Source organism: Halioglobus sp. D3-4 (assembly GCF_055809315.1).
Genome location: NZ_CM147907.1, coordinates 4352032 through 4374641 on the forward strand (window position 1 = coordinate 4352032; position 22610 = coordinate 4374641).

At 54.4% G+C, this 22610-nt stretch carries 18 protein-coding genes; 6 read left to right on the forward strand and 12 right to left on the reverse strand.

Going from position 1 to position 22610, the window contains the following annotated elements; genetic code table 11:
- Window positions 1-72: 72 nt before the first annotated feature.
- A complete protein-coding gene (locus AC0L6S_RS19240; RefSeq protein WP_473425735.1) occupies window positions 73-1068 on the forward strand; it encodes a carbon-nitrogen hydrolase family protein in 996 nt (331 codons plus the stop codon).
- 93 nt (window positions 1069-1161) lie between these two features.
- Entirely contained in the window at window positions 1162-3462 is a 2301-nt protein-coding gene (locus AC0L6S_RS19245) for a TonB-dependent receptor (RefSeq protein ID WP_473425736.1), read from the forward strand.
- 64 nt (window positions 3463-3526) lie between these two features.
- Here AC0L6S_RS19245 and AC0L6S_RS19250 read toward each other — a convergent pair whose 3' ends face one another.
- Window positions 3527-4453, reverse strand: a complete 927-nt coding sequence (locus AC0L6S_RS19250) for an alpha/beta hydrolase (RefSeq protein WP_473425737.1) — start codon at window positions 4451-4453, stop codon at window positions 3527-3529.
- A 192-nt stretch (window positions 4454-4645) separates the two neighbouring features.
- Here AC0L6S_RS19250 and AC0L6S_RS19255 point away from each other — a divergent pair, with 192 nt between their 5' ends.
- From AC0L6S_RS19255 to AC0L6S_RS19270, 4 genes are all read left to right on the forward strand, one after another.
- On the forward strand, window positions 4646-6061 hold the full coding sequence (locus AC0L6S_RS19255) for a hypothetical protein (RefSeq protein WP_473425738.1): 1416 nt from the start codon (window positions 4646-4648) through the stop codon (window positions 6059-6061).
- A gap of 39 nt (window positions 6062-6100) precedes the next feature.
- Complete coding sequence (locus AC0L6S_RS19260; RefSeq protein WP_473425739.1) at window positions 6101-7507, forward strand: acyl-CoA reductase; 1407 nt, start codon at window positions 6101-6103, stop codon at window positions 7505-7507.
- 24 nt (window positions 7508-7531) lie between these two features.
- Window positions 7532-8707: a sulfotransferase family protein gene (locus tag AC0L6S_RS19265; RefSeq protein ID WP_473425740.1), complete on the forward strand. Its 1176-nt coding sequence runs from the start codon at window positions 7532-7534 to the stop codon at window positions 8705-8707.
- A 348-nt stretch (window positions 8708-9055) separates the two neighbouring features.
- Entirely contained in the window at window positions 9056-10039 is a 984-nt protein-coding gene (locus AC0L6S_RS19270; RefSeq protein ID WP_473425741.1) for an AraC family transcriptional regulator, read from the forward strand.
- On the opposite strand, the gene AC0L6S_RS19275 is transcribed toward AC0L6S_RS19270, so the two are convergent.
- From AC0L6S_RS19275 to AC0L6S_RS19325, 11 genes are all read right to left on the reverse strand, one after another.
- Complete coding sequence (locus tag AC0L6S_RS19275) at window positions 10036-10737, reverse strand: acetoacetate decarboxylase family protein (RefSeq protein WP_473425742.1); 702 nt, start codon at window positions 10735-10737, stop codon at window positions 10036-10038. The two genes, AC0L6S_RS19270 and AC0L6S_RS19275, sit on opposite strands and share 4 nt — an antisense overlap.
- Before the next feature lie 88 nt (window positions 10738-10825).
- Window positions 10826-11335 carry an SRPBCC family protein gene (locus tag AC0L6S_RS19280; protein WP_473425743.1) on the reverse strand — a complete coding sequence of 170 codons (510 nt, stop codon included), beginning with the start codon at window positions 11333-11335 and terminating at the stop codon, window positions 10826-10828.
- Window positions 11336-11456: 121 nt separating this feature from the next.
- Complete coding sequence (locus AC0L6S_RS19285) at window positions 11457-12803, reverse strand: MFS transporter (protein ID WP_473425744.1); 1347 nt, start codon at window positions 12801-12803, stop codon at window positions 11457-11459.
- A gap of 10 nt (window positions 12804-12813) precedes the next feature.
- Window positions 12814-13770, reverse strand: coding sequence for an LLM class F420-dependent oxidoreductase (locus AC0L6S_RS19290; protein ID WP_473425745.1), 957 nt, complete (start codon window positions 13768-13770; stop codon window positions 12814-12816).
- A 136-nt stretch (window positions 13771-13906) separates the two neighbouring features.
- Complete coding sequence (locus AC0L6S_RS19295) at window positions 13907-14512, reverse strand: TetR/AcrR family transcriptional regulator (protein WP_473425746.1); 606 nt, start codon at window positions 14510-14512, stop codon at window positions 13907-13909.
- 290 nt (window positions 14513-14802) lie between these two features.
- Window positions 14803-15831 carry an AraC family transcriptional regulator gene (locus tag AC0L6S_RS19300; RefSeq protein ID WP_473425747.1) on the reverse strand — a complete coding sequence of 343 codons (1029 nt, stop codon included), beginning with the start codon at window positions 15829-15831 and terminating at the stop codon, window positions 14803-14805.
- 43 nt (window positions 15832-15874) lie between these two features.
- Window positions 15875-17131, reverse strand: a complete 1257-nt coding sequence (locus AC0L6S_RS19305; RefSeq protein ID WP_473425748.1) for a cytochrome P450 — start codon at window positions 17129-17131, stop codon at window positions 15875-15877.
- Window positions 17132-17196: 65 nt separating this feature from the next.
- Window positions 17197-17904, reverse strand: coding sequence for a TetR/AcrR family transcriptional regulator (locus AC0L6S_RS19310; RefSeq protein WP_473425749.1), 708 nt, complete (start codon window positions 17902-17904; stop codon window positions 17197-17199).
- A 283-nt stretch (window positions 17905-18187) separates the two neighbouring features.
- A complete protein-coding gene (locus AC0L6S_RS19315) occupies window positions 18188-19366 on the reverse strand; it encodes a steroid 3-ketoacyl-CoA thiolase (protein ID WP_473425750.1) in 1179 nt (392 codons plus the stop codon).
- A 77-nt stretch (window positions 19367-19443) separates the two neighbouring features.
- The gene (locus AC0L6S_RS19320; protein WP_473425751.1) at window positions 19444-20919 is read right to left on the reverse strand and encodes an aldehyde dehydrogenase; all 1476 of its coding nucleotides are present in this window, start codon (window positions 20917-20919) and stop codon (window positions 19444-19446) included.
- Between the two features lie 18 nt (window positions 20920-20937).
- Entirely contained in the window at window positions 20938-22566 is a 1629-nt protein-coding gene (locus AC0L6S_RS19325; protein ID WP_473425752.1) for an acyl-CoA synthetase, read from the reverse strand.
- Window positions 22567-22610: the final 44 nt, after the last annotated feature.

Consider the following 22610-nt stretch of genomic DNA (forward strand, 5'->3'; position numbering starts at 1 on the left):
ATTCTCTGCTCATAATATGGATGCCAAGGCGACGTGAACGCGTACTAACTCGAATAAGAAGAGAGAGCGGCCGTGACGGATAAACTGCATGAACTCGGTAGTACCCAATCGGGCATAGAGGCGCCGCAATACCCCGATATTGTCACGGTAGCCTGTGTCAATTTTGATGGTGTTTCCAGCGATGGCACGTCCTCCAAGCGCTATCGGCTTGACAAGATAGTCCACCAGGCTCGCGATGCCGCTCGACAGGGGGCGCAACTGGTGGTGTTTCCCGAGTCGGCGCTGGGTGCCCTCGGCCCGATGTGCGATAGCTGCTCAGTGGAATCCGGGCCGAGTGCTGAACATCGGGCCTGGGCAGAGACTGTTCCGGGGCCATCTACGGATGTGCTGGCCGCGCTTGCCGTAGAACTGGGTATCTACATTATTTTCGGCATCGATGAAGTCGCGCCTGACCTCCCCGGTTGCATCCATAACTCTGCGGTGTTACTGGGCCCGGAAGGCCATGTCGGCACCTATCGCAAGCTGCACCTTGGGCATCCGCTAGAGACGCGTCACTACACCCCCGGCAGCGAGCTGCCGATATTCCAGACGGCGCTCGGCCCGATAGGAATACTGATCTGTTACGACTTCTGGGCGGGCCCGGAACTGTCGCGGCTGCTGGCTCTGAAAGGCGCGCGCATCCTGATTAACCCGACGCGCAGTGCTGCCAATCCGGGTAAGGCGGATTATGTCCGCGACACCACGGTGGTGCGTGCACAGGAGAACCTGTTATATGCGATCAGTGCCAACTGGACCGGACCGACTGATGGCAACGGCGGCTCCGCCGGGCACAGTACCATTGCGGGCCCCGCGTATCCTGCGTTCAACAAAATTTTTGCCTCGGCCGGGGTCGAAGAACAGGTGATCGTCGCAACGCTGAATTTCAAGCAGCTTGGCCGGTGGTACGACCTGTTCCCATGGCGCCAGTGGCGCCTTGATCCTGAGCGGCAATTGTCGATAACCCGACTGGTTGCAGAAGAATTCGCTGCGCTCTCAAATGACCATAGCGTTGAACGATCTGGCAATTGATTTCCAAGGTGCAGCGTGTAGTCTGGACTTGCTAACTTTAGCCAGGACGAAATTCTGGCCCTATACGTTAAAACCATAATATTGAGGTAGCACATGAAGTATCGTCTCCCAATTGCGATGACCTGCGCCGCAGCGGCACTTTATCAGGCAGGTGCCACACAGGCACAAAGTGGTGGCTCCGGCTTGGTACTGGAAGAAATAATCGTAACGGCCACCAAGCGGGCAGAGAACCTGCAGGATGTTCCAGTGGCGATAACCGCACTGTCCCAAGACACCATGCGAGAAGCACAAATCCACTCTTCGGAGCAACTCACTTTTCTGGTGCCCTCGCTGACGTATCAGAGGGGTAACGATGCGAACGAGTCGTCCTTTAATATTCGCGGCATCGGTACGCAGTCGTTCAGTATCGGCACGGAGCCCAGCGTATCCACCATGCTTGACGGCGTGGTAATGGGGCGTTCCGGGCAGGCCTTCATGGAACTGATGGACGTCCAGAGGGTAGAGGTACTGCGCGGTCCCCAGGGGACACTATTCGGTAAAAATTCGAGCGGGGGTGTAGTGCATATCATTACCCAGCAACCTACCGCAGAGCCTACCGGCGAGGTCATGGTGTCAGCGCAGACCAATGAAGAATACCGCGCCGGTTTTACGCTGTCCGGCCCGGTGACGGATAATCTTGCTTACCGCCTGACGGCCTCTGGCACCGATGCTGAGGACTTCACGAAAAACTATTTCGATGGCAATAAGTACAATGGCTCTCACAGGTGGACTGTCAGGGGCAAACTGCGTTGGGAACCCACCGAGAACCTCGAGTTAAACTTCTCCAGTGACTACAGCGACTCTCATTGTGACTGCACGGTGGCACCGCTGGCGAGGCTTGATCCCTGGGGTGGGAATGAAGAGGAAGTTCAGGAAATCCTCGATTTGATTGCTCCGGTTGTACCCGGAAAAGATAATACTGATGCGAATATCAATAGGGTTCCGGAGTCAAAGTCTTCGCAGTGGGGAACCTCGCTGGAGGTCAACTGGTCGATCGGGGAGTATACATTGACTTCGATCTCAGCCGCGCGCGGTTATGATATCGATGGTAACTCTGCCGACGATTATGATGGCCAGCCAATCACCCCTCTCATCGACCTTGAGCAAACAGGCGATACCAGCCAGGACCAGTACACTCAGGAACTGCGGATAGCCTCTCCCGACGATGAGCATTTCAATTATGTTGCGGGGCTGTACTACTTTGACCAGAGCATAGACGAAACCTTCAGCCGTTCCCTCGATATTGGGATAGATCCACCGGGATCGGGGCTGGCAACCTACAAAGCAGACACCACTAACTGGGCTGTTTTCGGTGAAGCTGTGTGGGCGTTTCACGAATCATGGCGGCTCATTTTCGGCGGGCGCTACACCGATGATGAAGTGAGCTTTAAATTCCGTCGTTCGCGCGAGGGTCTGCCCATTGGTCTTCCTGATCCCACTCCGCCCGGTGGGTCCACTACCAGTAAAGACAATTTTTCAGGGAAGCTGGCTGTGCAGTGGGACTTCAGCAATGATGGTATGACGTACCTGAGTTACGCGCAGGGCTATAAAGGACCGGCCTTCGATGTCACATTCGAAACCGACCCCCAGACGCAGGAAGAAGTCGACCCCGAAACCTCCAATGCCTGGGAACTCGGAATGAAGAGCACCTGGTTTGATGGTCGGGCGATGTTGAACGCAGCGATATTTTATTCCAAATACAAGGATTTCCAGGCCGAGGGATTTTTTGACCCGGATGGGCTACCCGACTGTCCGGATGATAATCCGCTGTGCAAACCGGATGATAACCCGGGTGCCTTTATCCTGGTCAACGCAGGTAAAGTGACTACTCAGGGTGTGGAACTTGACTTTCAGGTTCAGGCGACCGAGGGCCTGCGTATCACCGGGGGTGTCGCCTATGTGGATGCACAAATTGACGAATATCCGAATGGCCCCTGCAGCAATGGCCAAACCTTTCGCGGGGAGTGCGATCTCAGTCAGGATCTGTCCGGTGGAGATCTTCCCTACACGCCTAAATGGAAGGGAAATGTAACAGCGGCCTACACCTGGACAAGAGCCAGTATGTTTGACGTCGTGTTCGTTGGGGCAGTGCGTGCCCAGGATGAGATCCAGTACTCACTTTCACAGGATGAGTACACGATCGGAGATGCGTATACCATTTGGGATGCGTCAGTAGTGTTTCAGGATCATTCGGAGCACTGGCAGGCAACGATCTTCGCAAAAAACCTGACGGATGAATTTTACGTCGCCAACATTCGCTCGATGAACGGCAATTTTATTCCCAATGCTTACCAGCATTCCTATTCAAATATTGCCGAGCGCAATTACGGGCTGGAAATGCGATATCGTTGGTAGATCAAGCCGACTCAAGATGAAAGTAGTGCCCGCCCTCTACACCGGGCGGGCAAGAACCCCCTGGCTAGTTCTGGCCGATGTCTTCGAGGAATTCGCCGACGACCTTATCGTAAGTTTCCCGGTTAACGGTTACGCACTGTGTATGCCCGGCATCGGGGCAGATCCATAGCATTTTCTGCCCCGAATGGCGTTCAAAAAGTCGCTTCGAATTATCGCTCAGTGAATATTCGTCGTTCTCACCGTGAATAAAAAGTATGGGAATGGTGATGTCGCCGATAAACCTAATAGGGGATATATCGCTAAGATACATCCCGCCCCGTAACTTGCTCATAAAGCTTGTGATAGGGACAAGTGGAAAAGTAGGCAGAGAGTAATCGGCTCTCAGGCTGTGGCCTATGGTGCTGGCCAGGTCCGCCATGGGACTGTCAAGAATGTAGAATGCCAGGCGGCTATCGACGGTCATGTGCATTAAGCCGATGACCGATCCCAGGGACTCACCATGAAAGCCGATAGAGGTAGTTCCCCCTGATTTCTCGAAAACCCAATCGGCCCAGGCATCTATGTCGTAGCGCTCAAAGTACCCGAACGTAGAATTGTCTCCGCCACTTTTTCCGTGATTGCGATTGTCGACAAGCAGGACGTTGAAGCCCTTCCTTCTGAAAATATCAACATACTTATACGACCCCATCAGAGTGTATGTGCGGCCGTGAGACAGGATTACCGTCTTATCGCTGTCATCGTTGGGAATATAAACGCCGTGCAATGGATAACCAAACGGCGACGGAATCGTCACCTCCTGCCGCGGGAGAGAGTCGTAGAACGCCTGCGTAAAGTGCTCTCCTTCCAGTTCCATTTGCAGTGTCGAGTTGTAATCCCTGGTGTCGGGATGCAACAGCCTCCCTGCGATGTAATAGCTGGCAAGGGTAGTAGTAAAGGTCAGGATAAGCGTCGTCAGCGCAAGCAGAAACGTCAGCTTCCTCGCAGTGTTCATTGATTTCTCCAGGTAATGGAGGTGCCGGAACAAGCGCGTGTATCGCGAAGAGACTGCAGGATTTGATATGTTTTCAGCTAGATATGCCTCACTTTAACCGGCGACGAACTCATACTCACCAAATAAGATAGCACGGTGGAATATCGGGCGCAGATCAAATGCCAGGGAAGCGAGAGGGAAGCGAGGAAATAGATGAAAGCCTATCTGAGAAGTTTGCTGGATGACCCCAAAAACTTTCTCACCGTCAGCTACGGTGAGGGGTTCAAAGTTGATGGCAGTGAATTGGGCGACTTCCATCTCAAAGCAGCGCAGAAAAAATACAGTGAACTCAATGGCAAGGTGGCTGCGTTGAAACGGCTCTCGAAGGAGCAGGGTGTTGAAGAGGTAGCCAGTTTCGATGATCTGATCCGTGTGTTGTTTCCTCATACAGTCTACAAGTCCTACCCCTTGTCTTTCCTGGAGAAGAGCCGGTTCGACAAACTCACCAAATGGTTGAACGGTCTTACCGCACTTGATCTCAGCGACATAGATGCCAGCGAGTGCAGCTCAATTGATGAGTGGCTGGATATGTTGGACAGAAAAACGCCGCTGCGAATTTCCCATTCAGCGGGCACCACTGGAAAGCTGACGTTCCTACCGAGAACGTTGCAGGAGGCCGAGAACGTAAACCTTATCCTCCGGAACATGATACGGGACTGGTACGGCGATAACACAGGCCCGGATCTGATAGAGACTCCCCTGCCCTATATCCAGCCATCCTACAATGGCGGGTATTACACAATGTTGCGTGGCGCTGAGCTGCGTGCAGAATTATTCGGCGTCACCGAAGAAAACAGCCTGTACCTTTACCCGGACAGGATGAGTGCGGATGTCTGTTCTCTGGCGGGACGCATCCGGGCTGCCGAGTCGAAAGGAGAGGGCGGCACTCTCGAGTTGAGCCCGGCATTGACACAAAAACGCGATCAATACGTTCAGCGTGAAATCGATAAGAAAGAAAGCATTAGCCGATTTTTCCAGCAGGCCGTGGAAAAATTTGGCGGGAAATCGGTATTTCTGTGTACCACCTGGACTATGCTGTATGACGCAATGGTTGAAGCGCGAGAAAGAGGGATTGACAATATATTCGGCAAGGACAGCGTGCTCGTCTCCGGTGGTGGTAACAAAGGCTATGAATTACCGGATGACTGGAAGGAGATCATTTTTACCGGCCTCGGATTTGATCGCGCCTATGAGTTGTACGGCATGAGCGAAATGATGTCGGGGTTTCCGATATGTGAGCATGGTCATTATCACATTCCGCCGGTGGTGATCCCCTTTGTTCTCGACCCTATCAGCGGTGAGTCGATGCCGCGCAGCGGTACGCAGACAGGACGCTTTGCCTTCCTGGATTTGATGACGGAAACCTACTGGGGTGGGTTTATCAGTGGCGATGAAGTGACACTGTCGGGGTTTGACGACGATTGCCCATGTGGGCGAAAAGGCCTCTATCTCCACTCTGAAATACGCCGCTATAGTGAAAAAGAGGGTGGCGATGACAAGATAAATTGCTCAGGCGCTCCCGAGGCGCATGACAAGGCGCTGGAGTACCTGTTGAATGCCGCTCAGTAGGCGCGACGCGAAGCGCTGGTCTGGACTAAAGGGATAGGTATGACAGATCTTATTGAAGTCCCGCTAGTAGTGCGGGGGCACGTCGTAGAGGATTTTACCGAGCAATTCCCTGGCCGGTCGGGAAGCCGTGGTTTTACAACTGCAGATGCGAAGCAGTACATAGAGCAGATTACCCTGTCCAAACCATCCGAAATGTCTGATCTCTATTCGATCAGTTTCGACGACATCATAGATTATCTCGCTGAACTGGGTCCAAGGCTGGCCTTGGATAACAATGCCTATATGCAGCAGGCATTTGAACTGTCCAAATCCACATCCGGATTGTCGGACAGTATTTTGCGCTATGCGTATGAGGTAATTCCCGGAGCATTCGAGGCCGAGGAAACCCGGCGCGTTGCCGAGAATCTGATAGGCACAGATTTTCTGGAGGGTTGGGTCAGCATCCGGGAAGGTGTAAAGGTCAGGGCATTTGGTTCTCGCGCCGTGCATATTATCGCTGGCAATGTTCCGCTGGTCGGTGTCGCCACTGTTATTCGCAACGCACTGACGCGCAGTGATGCGGTGATAAAAACACCCTCCAATGATCCGCTGACCGCAGTTGCAATAGCGCAGACAATGATAGATATGGCTCCCGATCACCCTTTGACTCGCCATCTCTCAGTCGCCTATTGGAAGGGAGGCGATGAGCGGTTTGAGCAGCAGTTCTATCAACCGAGAAACATTGAAAAGATTGTTGCCTGGGGCGGCTTTAACAGCATCAAACACATTTCTGCCTATCTGCAACCGGGTATCGACCTGATTACCCTCGACCCCAAGCAAAGCAGTACAATCATCGGGCAGGAGGCCTTCGATACACCGCAGACCCTGGAACTTGTCGCAAAGAAAGCGGCGATGGATGTAGGTGTTTTTAATCAGGAAGGCTGCGTCAACGCGCGCGTCATCTATCTCGTTTGTGGCACTGATGAAGCGGGTCTCGACAGGGCGAAGCAGTTTTCAGCGCAGCTGTTCGATGCGATACAGGATCTACCCGATAGCCTGAGTACGCCGCATAAGCAGTTTGACCCGGCGCTGAAGGATGAGGTGGATGCATTGCGTTTCGTTGAAGACGAGTACACAGTGATCGGCGGTCGGGGCAATGAGGGTGCCGTGATCGTATCCCATGAGAGTGAAGCTGTAGACTTTGCTCGTGATCTGGCTTGTCGGGTCGCTAATGTAGTACCGATTGACGACGTCGAAACTGCGATCAGGTCCGTGAATGCCTATACCCAAACAATAGGTATCTACCCGGATAACCTGAAAGACCGAATCAAGGATCAACTGGCGTATCACGGCGGTCAACGCATGGTGTCCCTGGGAGGCGCTGCCAATCCACCGTCCGATGCTCCACAGGATGGCATTGAGCCACTGCGGCGCATGTGTAAATGGATCGTAGACGATACCCAGTAACAGTTTGAGTGAGTGGTTTGAGCAATGCACGGCACAGTTTATTCAGACAGGTTTGACGAGCTGCACGAGCAGGCCAGCGCGGTATCGGGGCTGACGGATTTTGGCGATGGCTACTACAGGGACAACCTGAAGTATCTGTTGAATGCCTATGATGACACCGCACAATTGAGTGAGCAGGGCAGGGCGGTGATTGAAAAAACACTGCTGGATTGCCTGGTCAGTAGACTGTTGTCTGTTGATGGCTGGAAGAACAACCCTCAGTGTCTTAAGCAGAATATTGAATCGCCCATTTTCGTGATTGGCCTGCCGCGTACCGGAACCACAGCGCTGCATAAGTTGCTGGCCGCCGATCCGGATAGCCAATACCTCGAGTATTGGTTGGCCACCTCTCCGATGACGAGGCCGCCACGTCAGCAGTGGCAGGATAACGCGCATTATCTGCGGGCAGAAAAAGCTTTGCAGGAACTCTACGCTCGCGCCGCAGGATTGAAGTCAGCGCATCACATGACGGCGGAGACGGCCGACGAATGTCGGTTCCTGCTGATGCAGGACTTTGTCGGCATGACCTATCCTTGCAATGCCACCATCCCGGACTACGAATCATGGATTGTCGATAGGGATCTGGTGCCGGCCTACCAGCGCCATCGGGACAACCTTTGCCTGATCGGTGCCAATGACCAGCAAAAGCGTTGGGTGCTCAAAAACCCCGGGCATATTTTTGCATTGCAGGCACTGGTGGCAGTGTACCCCGATTGCAAAATCGTGCAGACGCATCGCGATCCGTCCGCACTTATTCCCTCGGTCAGCAGCCTGGTCTATCGGGTGAGGTCCGTCAATGAGCCCGGCGTCAGCAAGGCGCAGGTCGGCCGGCAGATGCTGGATCAATGGGCCGAGTCGCTGGACAGATGCATACAGGCTCGCAGAATAATTAAACCCGGGCAGATACTCGACATCTACTATGATGACTTTGTCGCCGATTCCATTGCGACCGCGCGCAGTATCTATTCCCATTTCAACCTGTCAATGTCCGCCGAAACAGAGAACAGCCTGGCCTCGTGGCACGAGGACAACAGACAGGGGAAACACGGCGTACACGACTATTCGGCCGAGGAATACGGTTTAAGCGCCGCCATGATCCGCGAGCGCTTTGCGGACTATATCGGACACTTTTCCGTACCGCTGTACGACGATGTGCGCTAATCGCGAGCGCTGATGGTTGCCGTCAGCGTGCAGTCGTGTGTGCTTCTCACCGCGCTTTTAGTGTTCATGAATATATGAACATATGAGCAGCTTCGGCAGCGGTATTGCAGCTCGCGCTACAGTCCACCTGCAGACCCACCTTCACAGCATGTAGCACTGCGCACCGCGCGATCGTATTCTGGTTTTCGACAATTCGTATCCCGGCCTTGACCGACAGACCCCTGATCGGTTTTACTTTGATGCATTGTCGCTGCCCGTGGCGGCCTGACTGAGGGCTGAAACCTGATGGTAAAAACGGGGTCGCCACCTGGGTGTTCGGGGTGACCGATTGATTTTCGGAAGGGGTAAATGGCTACCAATAAAACGCGTTATTATCTTTCGAAAATGGAGTCCTATGGGTATTCACCTGTAGAAGTTCTCTCCGGCACCGGTATAGATGAACAGAGTACGCAGGATATGAGTCTGCAGCTGTCCCCCGTACAGTATCAAAGACTTATCGGCAATATTCTGACCCTGACGGGTGATGAGCATATCGGTTTAAGGCTTGGTACTGCTTACTCGGTGGGCGATCTCGGTGTGCTCGGCTATGCGGTTCTGAGCAGCAAAACCGTCAAGCTCGCTGGCGATGTAATGAACAGATACAACGAGCTGAACGAGAAGGTGTTAACGCTCGAAGGTTACACACACGGGGATAAATGGTGCGTGGAGTTGCAGGAAATTTTTCCGTTGGGAGAATTCAGGCAGTTCGCGGTTGAAGAGTCAGTAACCAGGATTCAGGCCATACTCTCCCAGCTCGTCGATGGCCCGGCGGGGCTTACTGAGCTCCACTTCAGTTATGCACAACCTCAGTCAATGCAACGGTACGATGAGCTGTTCAGCTGCCCTTGCATATTTAACGCCCCGAAAGACCTTATCTATATGGATCCCGCCGTGCTGGAAAAGCCGGTTTCCCTCGCCAATGAAACGGTTAACAAGCTGTGCGAGGAACAGTGCTCAAAGCTGGTACGTGAGATTAACAGCTCGCACGGACTGGCTGAGAGAATAATGCGGTTTCTGTACCGTAACCCCGGTTTGTTTCCCAATACAGACGAGATGGCCAGCCGAATGAACATGAGTACACGTTCGTTGCGCAGCAAGCTACAGCAGGAGGGGACTACCTACCAAAGTGTGCTCGATGAGACGCGTAAAAATATTGCGATCGAATGGCTGGAAAATACCGACATCACTCCCAAGGAGATAGGCTTTATGCTTGGTTATAGCGATGTGGGTAATTTCCGCCGTGCGTTTCGCGCCTGGACAAATAAGAAGGTGTCAGACTTCCGGCGTCACTAAAGCTTGACGCTCTCTCCAAAACTTCCACTCATGTGCTCCGTCCAGGCAGAGAGAATGGGCTCTTCTGTGTCGAGGCCGAGTGAACGCAATTCATCGGCCAGCGGGTGATTGCCCAATTCAAGTGCCACGCCTTCGCCGCCTGGGAGCGCCTGCTCTCCTGTGCCGCCGCGCGTAAACTCATTCTGGTGGGGTACGCCGTCGATCAAGGTATACCCGGTAGCGGGTGCGGGCTCGGTCGCACCGTCTCCGCCGCGTGGAACAGTGAGTGTGAATACATGCTTGCCGCCCATCACCAGTTTGCATGTTGCACTGTTGTCACCGTATGAAAAGTCGATCTCTTCAACGGTTTTCGGGAAGCCCCATATCTTGAATCCGGCCTCGCAGGTGAAGCTTTGGTTTACCGGCAGTTTGTAGATGAAAGAACCCACTTCGGCATCGGGTTTTCCTTTGGGGCGCACGAAAAAAATAATGCCGACTTCGTCGTAATCGCCAAGGTCATTATCCCTGTAGTCGACAATAACGATTGTCGCCTGGGTCTTCCCTGGCGCGGCTTCTACCACTTCAAACGCATCAGGTACCAACGCCTGAGCTGGCGCCGTGTCGACCATATACATAACTGTTCCGGATGAAGCATCGCGAACGACGGCGGGAATTTTGACCGTCTTGCCTTGAATAGTGTACTCGGGTTGGGCACTCATAATTATTTCTCCGTGTGGGGTGCTCTCAGTGCAGCTGTGCTTTGAGCGTGCAGCTGTGATGGGTTATGTCGATTCATGTCACCCGTATCTAGGCCTGGTTCCTCGCGTATTCTTCTGTATATTTTTTGAACTTCTTGAACATCCACTGATTGGCCATGCGCATGATTGGCCGGGTTAGCGCATCGGTCCACTTCGGTTCTCCGCGTTTGTCCATCGCCATATACCAGACCACACGGCAGGTACCATCGCCGAGGTCTGTTACGCGGTAATCCTCCAGAAACTTTTCCGGATTCTCTTTGCTGCAACCGAGGAAGGTGAACGCCATTCGCTTGCCTGGCTCCCAGGCGATGAACTCTTCGTAGCCATTCATATCACCCATCATGTAGACGGTACGTGTCGTGCCTACGCCAAAAGGCTTCGGAGAGGTCCACTCTACTCGCTGAATTGGCAGCGCCCAGACAGTCCAGGCAACGTCATCTTCAAATACTTCAAAGATCTGTTCTGGTGTTGCCTTGACGACGACTTCTGACCTGTAGACGTTTTTGGTCTGTTCCAAAAACTCCAGGCCTACCGGTGTGCATTCAAAATAGTCACTCATAGCTACTCCTCTTATAACGAAGTTAAACAATTTGAGTATGCACCTGGCATACCACTATATAAAATCCAGTCTTACACAGATATTCGACTTGTTCACCCTGTTGCGCAACGCCACAGTGAAATCAGGCCGCACTGCTGGCGCGCGCATCCAGTTCAGCTCGAATTCTCGTGTACTCTTCGGCCGTCAAACTGAAACGTGTAAATGCGGCTGCGCCAACCCAGAAGCACACGAGAGGAAGGCCTCCCATCAGCAGCACAATGGTGTTGTTCACTACTTCGGTCTGCTCGGCCACATTGGGCTGAAAGTTTGACCACTGTAACGCGAACCCGACCATTGCAATCATGATGCCGGCGCCGAGTTTGTTGACAAAACTCCAGCCGGCAAAATAGGCACCCTCTTTGCGTTCCCCCGTTAAGTACTCATCGCAATCGATTATTTCTGACTTCAGGGAGTAGCCCAGTACGTTAGCACAGCTGGAAGCGCCTCCGGCAATCAGCGAACTGAGCGCCATTATCAGCCAGTCTCCCTCGCTGATGAATATGACCAGACCATAGCCCGCACCGCTGGCAACAAATGCCCAGAAGATGAGCTTTCGTTTATCGAAATGCTTGGCGAGCCAGATCCAGCCGGGGACCATTGCCAGGCTAGCGAGCATATTGATGGCCATAAACAGCGGCAGCATGCCATCCATCTTGATTACATACTCAACAAGAAACGGCAGGAGTACACCAATGCCTCCCAGGCCGATGGAATCGATAAACACAATCAGCAGGAGCAATCGCGCATGAGGGTTTGCCAGTACATCGCGCAGTGCCTTGTAGGGGTTCTCGCCACCGCGGCCCTTGAAGCCGTCACGTTCTGGTGGCAACAGCGAAACACCCGTAAAGATCAGGACCAGTGCCAGAAAACCCAGCGCGTAAGCCATTGCCGTTGCGTAAGCGGTACCCTGACTGACAAGATAGGTACCGAGTGTGCCTGCAATCAGCATCGCGACAATGCGCATCAGTTGTCGCACACCGAACACTTTGTTGCGCTCGTTGGGCAGTAGCGTAATCTCCGCGCCCAGCGCCATGTGTGGTACATCGAACATGGTATAAGCCGTGTAGAAACCGATAACAGCGACGCCTATCCACAGACTTAACTGGAAGCCCTCCAGGGATGCAGGGGGAGCCCACGCCATAATGCTGAATATCGCCAGCATCGGCGCTGCGGCACGCAGCCAGGGTTTGCGTCTGCCGCTTGCGTGCTCGGTTCTGTCGCTGAGATTGCCGACCAGAGGATCGGATACCGCATCCCAGAATTTGGCGATCAGGAAAATTGTCCCCACCACGGCCGGTGATGCGCCGAGGTCATCTACCGCGTACTTCATGTACATGATTAATATCAGCACATAGCCATACATGGCTGGCATCGCGGAAAGTCCGTATCCGAATAGAACCTTATTACTGAGAAGTTTTGGTTGATTCACGGATTATCCTTTAGCGGGCCTGGTGTTTGATCTGGTGTGGGGAGTCTGGGCGCATCACGGAAATTACCTTCTCTGCAAACCAACTGCTCGCCTCGAGATACTCACTCATTGAATTGCTGGGCAGGCTGATGTTGATCCAGCTAACGCCCAGTGCTCGCAGTTGTTCGCATTGATCGAGAACGGCAGCAGCATCCCAGTTCATGCCGGAGTGCATATCGAGGCCGAAGGGGATCATGCAGATATCCAGCGGCTGACGTCGATCAAACTGCTGTTCAAGTTTACGGATATCCCTGATAGCGTTTTCCAGTCCCTGCAGATCTGCCAGTTCCCGCGTGCGAACATGGCTGGCAAGTTTGCCTTTCACCGGAAAGGGGAGCCAGCCATCGCAGTACTGTGCGGCGCGGCGCATTGCTGCCGCGCTGTTGCCGCCCATCCAGATCGGTGGGTGCGGTGTCTGCGCTGGACGGGGCAGGGCGGTATTGCCATCCGCCTGGAAATGCGTGCCCTTGAAGCTGAAGGACTCACCACTCCAGGCAAGTTTCATTGCCTGCAGTGCCTCTTCCATCAGTTTTCCGCGCTCTTCAAGTTGCACGCCGCAGGCTTGGAATTCGCCCGCAAGATAGCCAGCACCCACACCCATGATCATACGGCCGTTGGAAATTGTATCCAGGCTCGCTGCCGATTTAGCAACGATAAAAGGATTGCGGTAGGGCAGGACCAGTATATTGGTAAACAGTTTGAGAGTGGTGGTACAGCCTGCGGCGCAAGTCAGCGCGACAAAAGGATCGAAACTATGGTGGCCACCCTTTTGGAGCCAGCGATCGTCGGGGGCGGGGTGGTCAGTGACAAACGTCGCGTTGAAGCCGACAGCTTCAACATGGCGTGCGCATTGTGCGATGCCTTGTGCGGAGGAAAATTCCGCGCCAAGGTCGACACGGTCTACCGGTAGTTGTACTGCAAACTGCATGTTACAGCTCCTTTCACTGCGCAACTACTTTTATCGTACCGCCTCAGTAGAGGCTTGTTGAATTGCGCTGACTTCAAACTATCAGGGTGCCGCACGTGGGACTGAACAGAACGCTCTCTCGTAGAGGTTATCTCTCCTAGTGCACCAGACCGTGAAAAAGCAACTTGATCTGGTTGTTCACAATCTGCTCCTGCGTGTAGCGACTTTTAGGCGTGTACCAGATCACTGTTGAGGAGATAAGGTCCATAATCATCCGCAGTACCAGGTTCATATCCAGGTCTGATCTGAACGCGCCACTTCGAACGCCTTCCTGCAATACGCCGTACCAGATGCGCTCTACCTCCAGCATCACTTCATTGACGTAGGAGAACTCGGGGTTGCGATTTAGAAACTTGCGCTCATGCATAATCACGGTAAGTTCCGAGGAGTTTTCCAGCGACACATTCAGACCGGCAGCGATGAGGTTGGAGAGTGTCTCCGAGACATCTTCGCTCTCAGCGAGCACGCTCTCATAAAGGGGTACGAGTTTGTCGACAAACCGCTTGAGGAGATCGTGTAGCATCTCGTCCTTGGATTTAAAGTGATGGTAGAGACTGCCGGACAATATGCCGGCAGCATCGCCTATTTCACGAATGGAAGCGGCTTCAAACCCTCTGCTGGCGAACAGCTTTGCAGCTACCTGGAGTATTTCCTCCCGACGATTGCTGACGACTCGCCCTCTCTTTTTAGGTTTGCTGTTCAAACGATAATGCTCCCTCGAGGGTGTGAAACATGGACAACCAGCGCAGTTCGCAGGACGCTGCTGCCGCCGGGGTCAATCGCCAGCCGACGTGGCCCCAGAGCAGTAATCGTGTTGCTGTAGTGCAGGGAAGCGATTACTTCAGCAGGCACTTCGAGCCTCACTTCTATTAAACTTTGATGGGCGATAGTAAACCAATCAGTTGCTTGGTTCAATGACCGAATGGACTATTTCGTGCCCCCGTTCGACGCGTGCTGAGATCGGCCCGTAAAGCGCGTCATCGCAAGCCCGGCTTAGTGTTTTACACGCATTGCCGGTTCAAGATTATTTTTGCGGTACAGCCCCGGCGGCATCCCCGTCCAGCGCTTGAATGTGCGGTTGAACGCGCTCGAGTCCTCAAAGCCCATCAGGCTGGCGGTCGCTGTGACGCTGAGTTCGGGACGATGCAGGTACCGGATGGCGGCGTCCTTGCGCAATTCATCCTTGATAAGTTGGTAACTCGTGCCCTCTTCCGCCAATCTGCGCTGCAGACTGGAGCAGGAGATATGAAGAATCTCCGAAATTTTTTCTCTACTGGGAAATCCTTTGGTGAAATCAGAGCCGACAATAAAGCGTATCTGGGCCATGATGCTTTTCAGGTTTTTGCGCGACATGACAAGCAGTTCGTAGGGTGCTTCCTCGAGCAGTTTGGTTAGGGATTCCTCCGTTTGTACGATGGGCCTGCGCAGGTGTTCCGCATCGAAGCGGATCACATTTTCGCTTTGTGAGAAACGCACATCGCCCTCGAACAGTATGTTGTAGGAATTCAGTTCGTCACTTTCCGGTTCCATCAACCGCACTTCACTGGTCTCTATAAACTGGCCTGATAGCCAGGACCACAGGCGCAGGAGGAATGAAATATCGTAGGCGTACTTCTCGTCCTTGCCGCGGCCAGTAAAGTGGATGATGGCTTCATCCTCACGGCTCAGAAAACTGAAACGCCACCCGGGGTGTCCGTAGTGGCGGTAGAAGTCTGCGGTGCACGCAATCGCCTGTTCGACATTGCTGCAGGACAGCAGTGCCAGACACATCAAGCGCAACCCCGTTGTTGGCTCATCCTTGTTGACGGGTAGGCCAAACAGATGCCTCTGCGAGTGGAGTGCGACGCGTCGCAGCAGCTTGCAATAGACCTTGGTAGGAATGCGTGCATCGCCCGCTGTGGTATCGATCGCATTCAGAGAAAGGTTGATGCCATCGAGTATCTTGTCGATGTCACCTCCTTTTTTCTCGGCAGAGAGTAGCAGGCTTTTCACCAGACTCGCCGGAAGAGTTTCTTCATTCATAGCGGATTCTCCGGAAACCTTGTGTGAACGCATATGCAGGCCGTTACGCTGCAGGTTTTTCTTCAGGATCAAACTTGATACGCATCTCCTTGATCCCGTTGACAAAATAGTCCCTTACATACTGAACAGGCGCAGCAAAGGTCGGGTTGCGCAGGCGCGGTAGGAGTTCCTCGAACATGACTTGCATCTCGAGCCGGGCCAGATGCGACCCCAGGCAGAAATGTTGCCCAAAACCGAAAGCGCGATGCTCTTTGTACAGATCCGGCATGGTTTCGTGGCGGTTGATATTGAAGGACATGGGATCGTCGAAAACCCGATCGTCGCGGTTTACCCCGTGCCAGAACAGGATAATCTTGTCGCCCTTTTTAATCTGTTGTCCGCCTACTTCCACGTCGTCCATTGCCACGCGGCGCATACACAGAAACGCGGCGTTGTAGCGCAGGATTTCTTCGCAGGCATAGGGAATCAGGTCCGGGTTGTCTACCAGCATTTGCAACTGGTCGGGATGCTCCATGAGCAGGCGCATGCCGTGCGCAGTGACTGAGCGGGTACTCTCGTTACCTGCGGCAATCAGCATCAGGAAGAAGGCTGCGAATTCATCGGAGGTCAGTTTCTCGTCGTTGATCTTGCCATCCAGTAGCGCGCCGACGATATTGTTGAGCGGCTTCTCCGCATGTTGACGCGTCAAGTCAGCCGCATAGACATAGATGTTGGCAGCAGCCTCCTGTGCCGCGGCGGAATTGTCTTCACCTTCGCTCATAGAGTCGTCTTCGCGAAAGAACATGGCGTTGGTCCAGGCAAAGAATTGTTTGCGGTCTTCTTTGGGTACTCCGCAGAGCTCCAGAATCGCCATAAGCGGCAACTCTGCTGCCACATCTTCAACGAACTCGCACTCCCCGCGAGGTGCCACAGCATCTACGATCTCCTTGGCGTACTGGCGGAATTTTGCCTCATAGGAGCTGACGGTGGTGGGTGTGAAGGCGTTTCGCGCGATACGGCGCAGCTTGTTGTGGCGCGGCGGGTCCATATTGACCAGCATCAGGCGTTGTGATTCCAGGCTGCCTTCTTCTGCCTCCATTGGAATAGCCGTCGCTTCTTCGCTGGAGAACAGCAGCGGTTGCTTGCAGATAAAATCCACCTCTTCCCGGCCCTGGATGGCCCAGTAGGGGATGCCGGTGATCGGGTCATCTATCTTGACGACTTTGCCACCCTGCTCGCGCACCGCCAGCATAGCGTCGTGATGATTGCCGTGTACATAAAGATCCGGGTCTAACAGATTGGTATAGGGGCAACTGGACATGGTCTCTCCTGATTAGATTTATAGACCTGCAAGGCAGGTCGGTTCATGATTTAGTGTACCGCTGGTTAGTCAATCAATAGTTTGCCTTCAATAATGTCAAAAAACACCGCGACGGCCTCTCGCATGGCCGTTTTTTGGCTGGCATGGTGATACAGGCACAGGCCCATAACACTGCCGAAAAAAAACATGCTCAGGCTTTCCGTGCTGCGCGCTGAGGAGATTTCGCCGTTGGCCTTGGCGTCGTCGAAAACCTGTGTCAGTGCGGATAACACCGTGCTGGAACGATTGGACAAATGCTGTTTCAGGGTCGGCTCCTGCCGCACCTCTACCGGGAGCGAGGACAGAAAGGCAGTGGCCGCCGGGTTGCTCTCGTGAAGATCAACTGTTAACTGTAGTATCTGGTGCAGGCGGGATTTGAAGTTGTGATTATCGATCAGTGCGGTACCGATATCGGGGACCAGCACCTCGTAAATATGCTCCAGTGTCGCGGCGTACAATGCCCCTTTGGAATCAAAATACTGGTAGATGGCCGGGCCGGTTAAGCCTGCCTCGCGGCCCACTGCGGCAAAAGTAGTGGCGGCAAAGCCCTTTTCGGTAAAGCACTTCAGTGCACCGGTGAGAATATTGGCACGTGTTTCGCCCGGGTTGCGTTGCGATGGCCGACCCAGTTTTGCCTTCTTTGGCGCGGCAGAGGCTCTTCGGGGAGCATTGTCTGTAGACTGTTGTGCACCGCTTGTTTTGGTCTTTATCAGCGGGGCTTCCTGGTTGGCCATAGTGAAACTCAATCTCCGTCAGCGCAGGATCAAACAGTAATCTACACTACACCTAGAAATTAATAAACACATCTATTAATTAATAGCTGCGTTATTGGTATTGCCTGCGTTCTATAGCTCAGGCCCATACTTGTTGACAGGTCGGGGTTGGGCTCCAGCGCGAAGGTTGCGCCGGAGTGATACATTCAGGTATCGGGTTTGTCTTGAATATGTTCGCTAAGCACGACCTGCCGGCGGGGTGCGACAGGGCCGGCAGTATCACCGACCGCAGTGTTTGCCGGACCTAGATGCGCTCAATAATAGTGCCAGTCCCGATGCTGGCACCGCAGCACATCGTGATCAAGGCGGTGTTCTGGTCCTTGCGTTCCAGTGCATGCAGTGCCGTTGTAATCAAACGCGCCCCGGTAGACCCTACCGGATGGCCCAGCGCGATGGCGCCTCCCTGTGGGTTAACAATATCCATATCCGGCTTGTACACCCGTGCCCAGGACAGGCAGACAGCGGCAAAAGCCTCGTTGATTTCAACATGGTCGATGTCGCCGATGTTCATGCCACTTTTCTTGAACAGCTCGCGGGTGGCGTCCACCGGGCCGTCCAGCAGGTAGTAAGGGTCAGTGCCCACCACGACATTGGTGATGATGCGCGCCCTCGGTTTCAGGCCTCGACGCTTGGCTTCATCGGCACTCATCCACAATACTGCGGCGGAGCCATCCGATATTTGCGATGAGGTGCCCGCCGTGTGATAGGCGCCCTCGTAAACCGGTTTCAATGCGGCCAAGCCTTCCAGCGTGGTCTCGCGCAGACCCTGATCACGCGTCACCGTTCTTGTCTGGCCGGTGGGTTCGCCCTCGTCGTCGACAATCGGCGCTTCCACCGGAATCACTTCGCGGTCAAACCAGCCATTGTCCCAGGCCTGCTTCGCCAGTTGTTGTGATCGGCAGCCGAACTCTTCGAGTTCGCGGCGGCTGATGCCGCGATTATCCGCTATCCGCTGGGCTGCGTGGAACTGCCCTTTTGCTTCATCCCATGGCCATTCCTGTGGGCGTGATCGCCCGGCGGGTTTGTAGCGCCCGTTGTCACCCAGACTGACCTGGCTCATCAGCTCGATACCGCAGCCGATTCCGATATCGATAGTACCGTTGTCGATCAGTGCTGCAATCATGTGATTGGCCGCCTGGGCTGAACCACACTGGGCGTCGACAGTCATCGCGCCTGGCGCATAGCCGGCACCCATCGACAACCACGCAGTGCGTGTGACATTGCTGGCCTGTTGACCTGCCTGTGTGACGCAGCCGCCGATAATCTGGCCCACCTCGTCCGGGGCAACCCCGGCTTTCTCGATCACGGCTTTCTGCGTCAGCGCCAGTAACTGCGATGCGTGAAACCCGCTGAGATCCCCGACCACGGGTTTGCCTCTGCCGATGGGTGTTCTCAGAGCTTCTACAATGACGGCTTCAGCCATGGGTTTCTCCTGTATACGGTTGAATGCCGGAAGATTGACGCCTCCGGCCAGGTTGTCTGTGGATGGGGCGGTTGCGACTACGCTTTTGGCGTATAGTCAGCAGGCAGCGTAATGGTTTTGTACTCGCAAAACTCACCCAGGCCTTCTGGCCCCAGCTCCCGTCCCAGGCCCGATTGTTTGAATCCGCCGAACGGGCTGTGAAAATCCATACCCTGACCGTTGACGCCATACGTACCAGTGCGCACCTGGCGGGCAATATCCAGCCCCTGCTCGACATCGTTACACCATACCGACCCGGACAGGCCGTAGTTGGAATCATTGGCGATGGCGACGGCTTCCGCCTCGTCGGAATAGGGGATCACAACAACGGCCGGGCCAAAGATCTCTTCCTGCGCAATACGCATGCTGTTCTCGACATTGGAAAATACTGTCGGCTCCACATACCAGCCTTTATCCAGCCCAGAGGGACGGGCACCGCCAGTGGCGATAGTGGCACCTTCTTCCCTGCCCAGTGCGATATAGCCTTCCACACGGTCGCGGTGATGGCTGGCAAACAGCGGGCCGATATCACAGGTCTGATCCATTGGATCACCGACTTTAAGCGCATCGACAGCGGCGACCAGTGCGTCGACGGTTTCCTGATAGCGGGCTCGGGAGGCGAGAATACGGGTTTGCGCCACACAGGCCTGCCCGGTGTTCATCATCGCGCTCGGCAAAAGCTGGGGTATCACCGTCTCAAGGTTGCTGTCGTCGAGAATAATGGCTGCGGATTTTCCGCCCAACTCCAGCGTGCAGCGTTTTAGCTGCTCGCCGCAGATAGCGCCGATTTTTCTCCCCGCCGCAGTGCTGCCGGTGAAAGTCACTTTATCTACGCTGGGGTGGGAGACCAGATATTGACTGACCTCGCGGTCCGCCGGCACGATGTTGACAACGCCCGGTGGAATGGATGTCGTCGCCAGTGCTTCCGCTAGCGCGTAGGCGTCCAGCGGCGTCTCCTGTGCGGGTTTCAACACCACTGTGCAGCCGGCCGCCAGCGCCGGTGCCAATTTCAGCATGGTGGTGAATAAAGGTACATTCCACGGCGTAATAGCGGCTACCACCCCTACGGCTTCCTGGCGCACTGTCACTGGCCCCATCATGCCCTGACGACCGGCTTCAAAAGGATAGCTTCTCGCCAGACCGGCATAATAATCCAACACCATAATAGGTGCGAATGTCTGGCCCGCAGTAGAAAAAGAGATCGGGCAGCCCATTTCCTGGGTGATGACTGAGGCCATACCCGGTATGTCGCGTTGTAGAGCCGTGGACAGTTCCTGCATGCAATCGGCGCGCTGTTCAGCGCTCATGCGTGGCCAGGGACCGTGGTCAAACGCCTCGCGTGCCGCCTTCACTGCGGTGTCGATATCGGCAGTCTGCGCCGCGGGAACGGTGGCAATGGTTTGCTCTGTCGCCGGGTTGACCACATCGAAGGTGGCGGTGGATGAGGGGGTTGACCACTCATTGGCGATAAAGAAACGATCGAAACTTTTTACGCTGTACACTTGCTCAGTCATGGTGTTTTTACTCTGTGGCTATGACACGCTGAAGTTGCCTGATAAGGCGATTTCCAGTGCTTTGGGGTAAGAGGGTTTGCCGCTCGGCGCGCGCGGCACTTCGGCAACCACATGTAACTCACGTGGAATTTTGTACCCGGCGATGTGCTTGCGCGCTTCGTCCTGCACCTCGGCCAGGGTCAAGGGGTTGTCACCCCTGACTGATACGATCGCTGTGACCTTGCTGCCGAAACGGTCGTCCGGTGTCGCCACGACCAGGCAGTCATAGATATCGGGGTGGTATTTGAGCGCCTGCTCCACTTCTTCGGGAAAAATCTTTTCGCCACCGGAGTTGATGCAGTTCGAGCCGCGACCAAAAATAGTGATGCTGTTGTCCTCTTCCAGACACGCTTCATCGCCCACCAGCAGCCAGGTCTCGCCATCGACTTCGACAAACGTCTTGGCGGTTTTGACCGGGTCGTTGTAATAGCCGGTGGGAATATAGCCGCTGCGCGCGAAGATGCCTGTCTCGCCAGGGTTAACGTGCTGGTGAGGCTGACCTTCGATATCGCTGATAACGGACATAAACTCGCTCTTCTGCACATTGCCCAGGCCTTTACCCTTGGCGCCGCCACCGTCCGCGCCCATATTGCCACTCTCGGAGGAGCCAAACGAATTCCTGATAACGATATTGGGGAAGTGCTGGCGGAAGGCCTCCTGTTTGCTGTCAGAAAAAACGGCGCCGCCAGAGCCAATGCTGTACAGGCTGCCCAGATCCCAGCGATCGGGGTATTGTTCCAGCGAATCGAGTAGTGGTGCGGCCATCGCATCGCCGACAATCGCAACGGAATTCACTTTTTCTTTCTCAACGATGCTCCACACGGTGTCGCCTACCAGCGAGTGCTCCGGGTTCAATACCACCGTGTTGCCTGCCAGCAATTGGATGCAGGCGAACCACCAGCAGGAACCGTGCATCAGTGGCGCCAGCGCCATACAGGTGAGAGGCGATTTGCTGACCCGCGAGGTTATCTGTTCCGGTTCGGTGATGACTCCCTCCGGATGGAACAGTCCGCCGCCGCCAAGTGCCGCAAAAAACACGTTCTTATGGGGCCACATGACGCCCTTGGGCATGCCGGTGGTGCCGCCGGTATACAGAATGAACAGATCGTCATCAGAGCGCTCGGGGAAATCCCGTTCGTCGCGTTGTTCTTTCATTGACGATTCATATTCCACAGCCGCGATGGTTTGTGGATCGCAGCCGCTGCCGTCCTCCACGTAAATATAAGTATGCAGCTCGGGAACGTCAGACTGAATCGACGCTATGTGGGGTACGAACTCACGGTGGTGAATGCAGGCACGCATATCCGCATTCTTGAAGATATAGCTCAGTTCTTCCTCAACGTAGCGGTAGTTGACGTTGATGGGTACAGCGCGCAACTTGAAGCACGCCAGCATGCCCTCGAGGTATTCATTACAGTTATAGAGATAAAGTCCGACGTGATCTCCCGCTCTTACACCGCGGCTCGAGAGAAAGTGGGCGAGCTGGTTGGCGCGGTTATCCAGTTCGCGAAATGTCGCACGCTGTTCGCCGCAAACCTGCGCGGTTCGCTCCGGCACTTCGTCGGCGACCAGCTCAAACATGTCTGCGATATTAAAATGCTTGCTCATTCGGCCAGTCCTTTCTGTTTTTTACGCTGAAACATTTCGCAGTG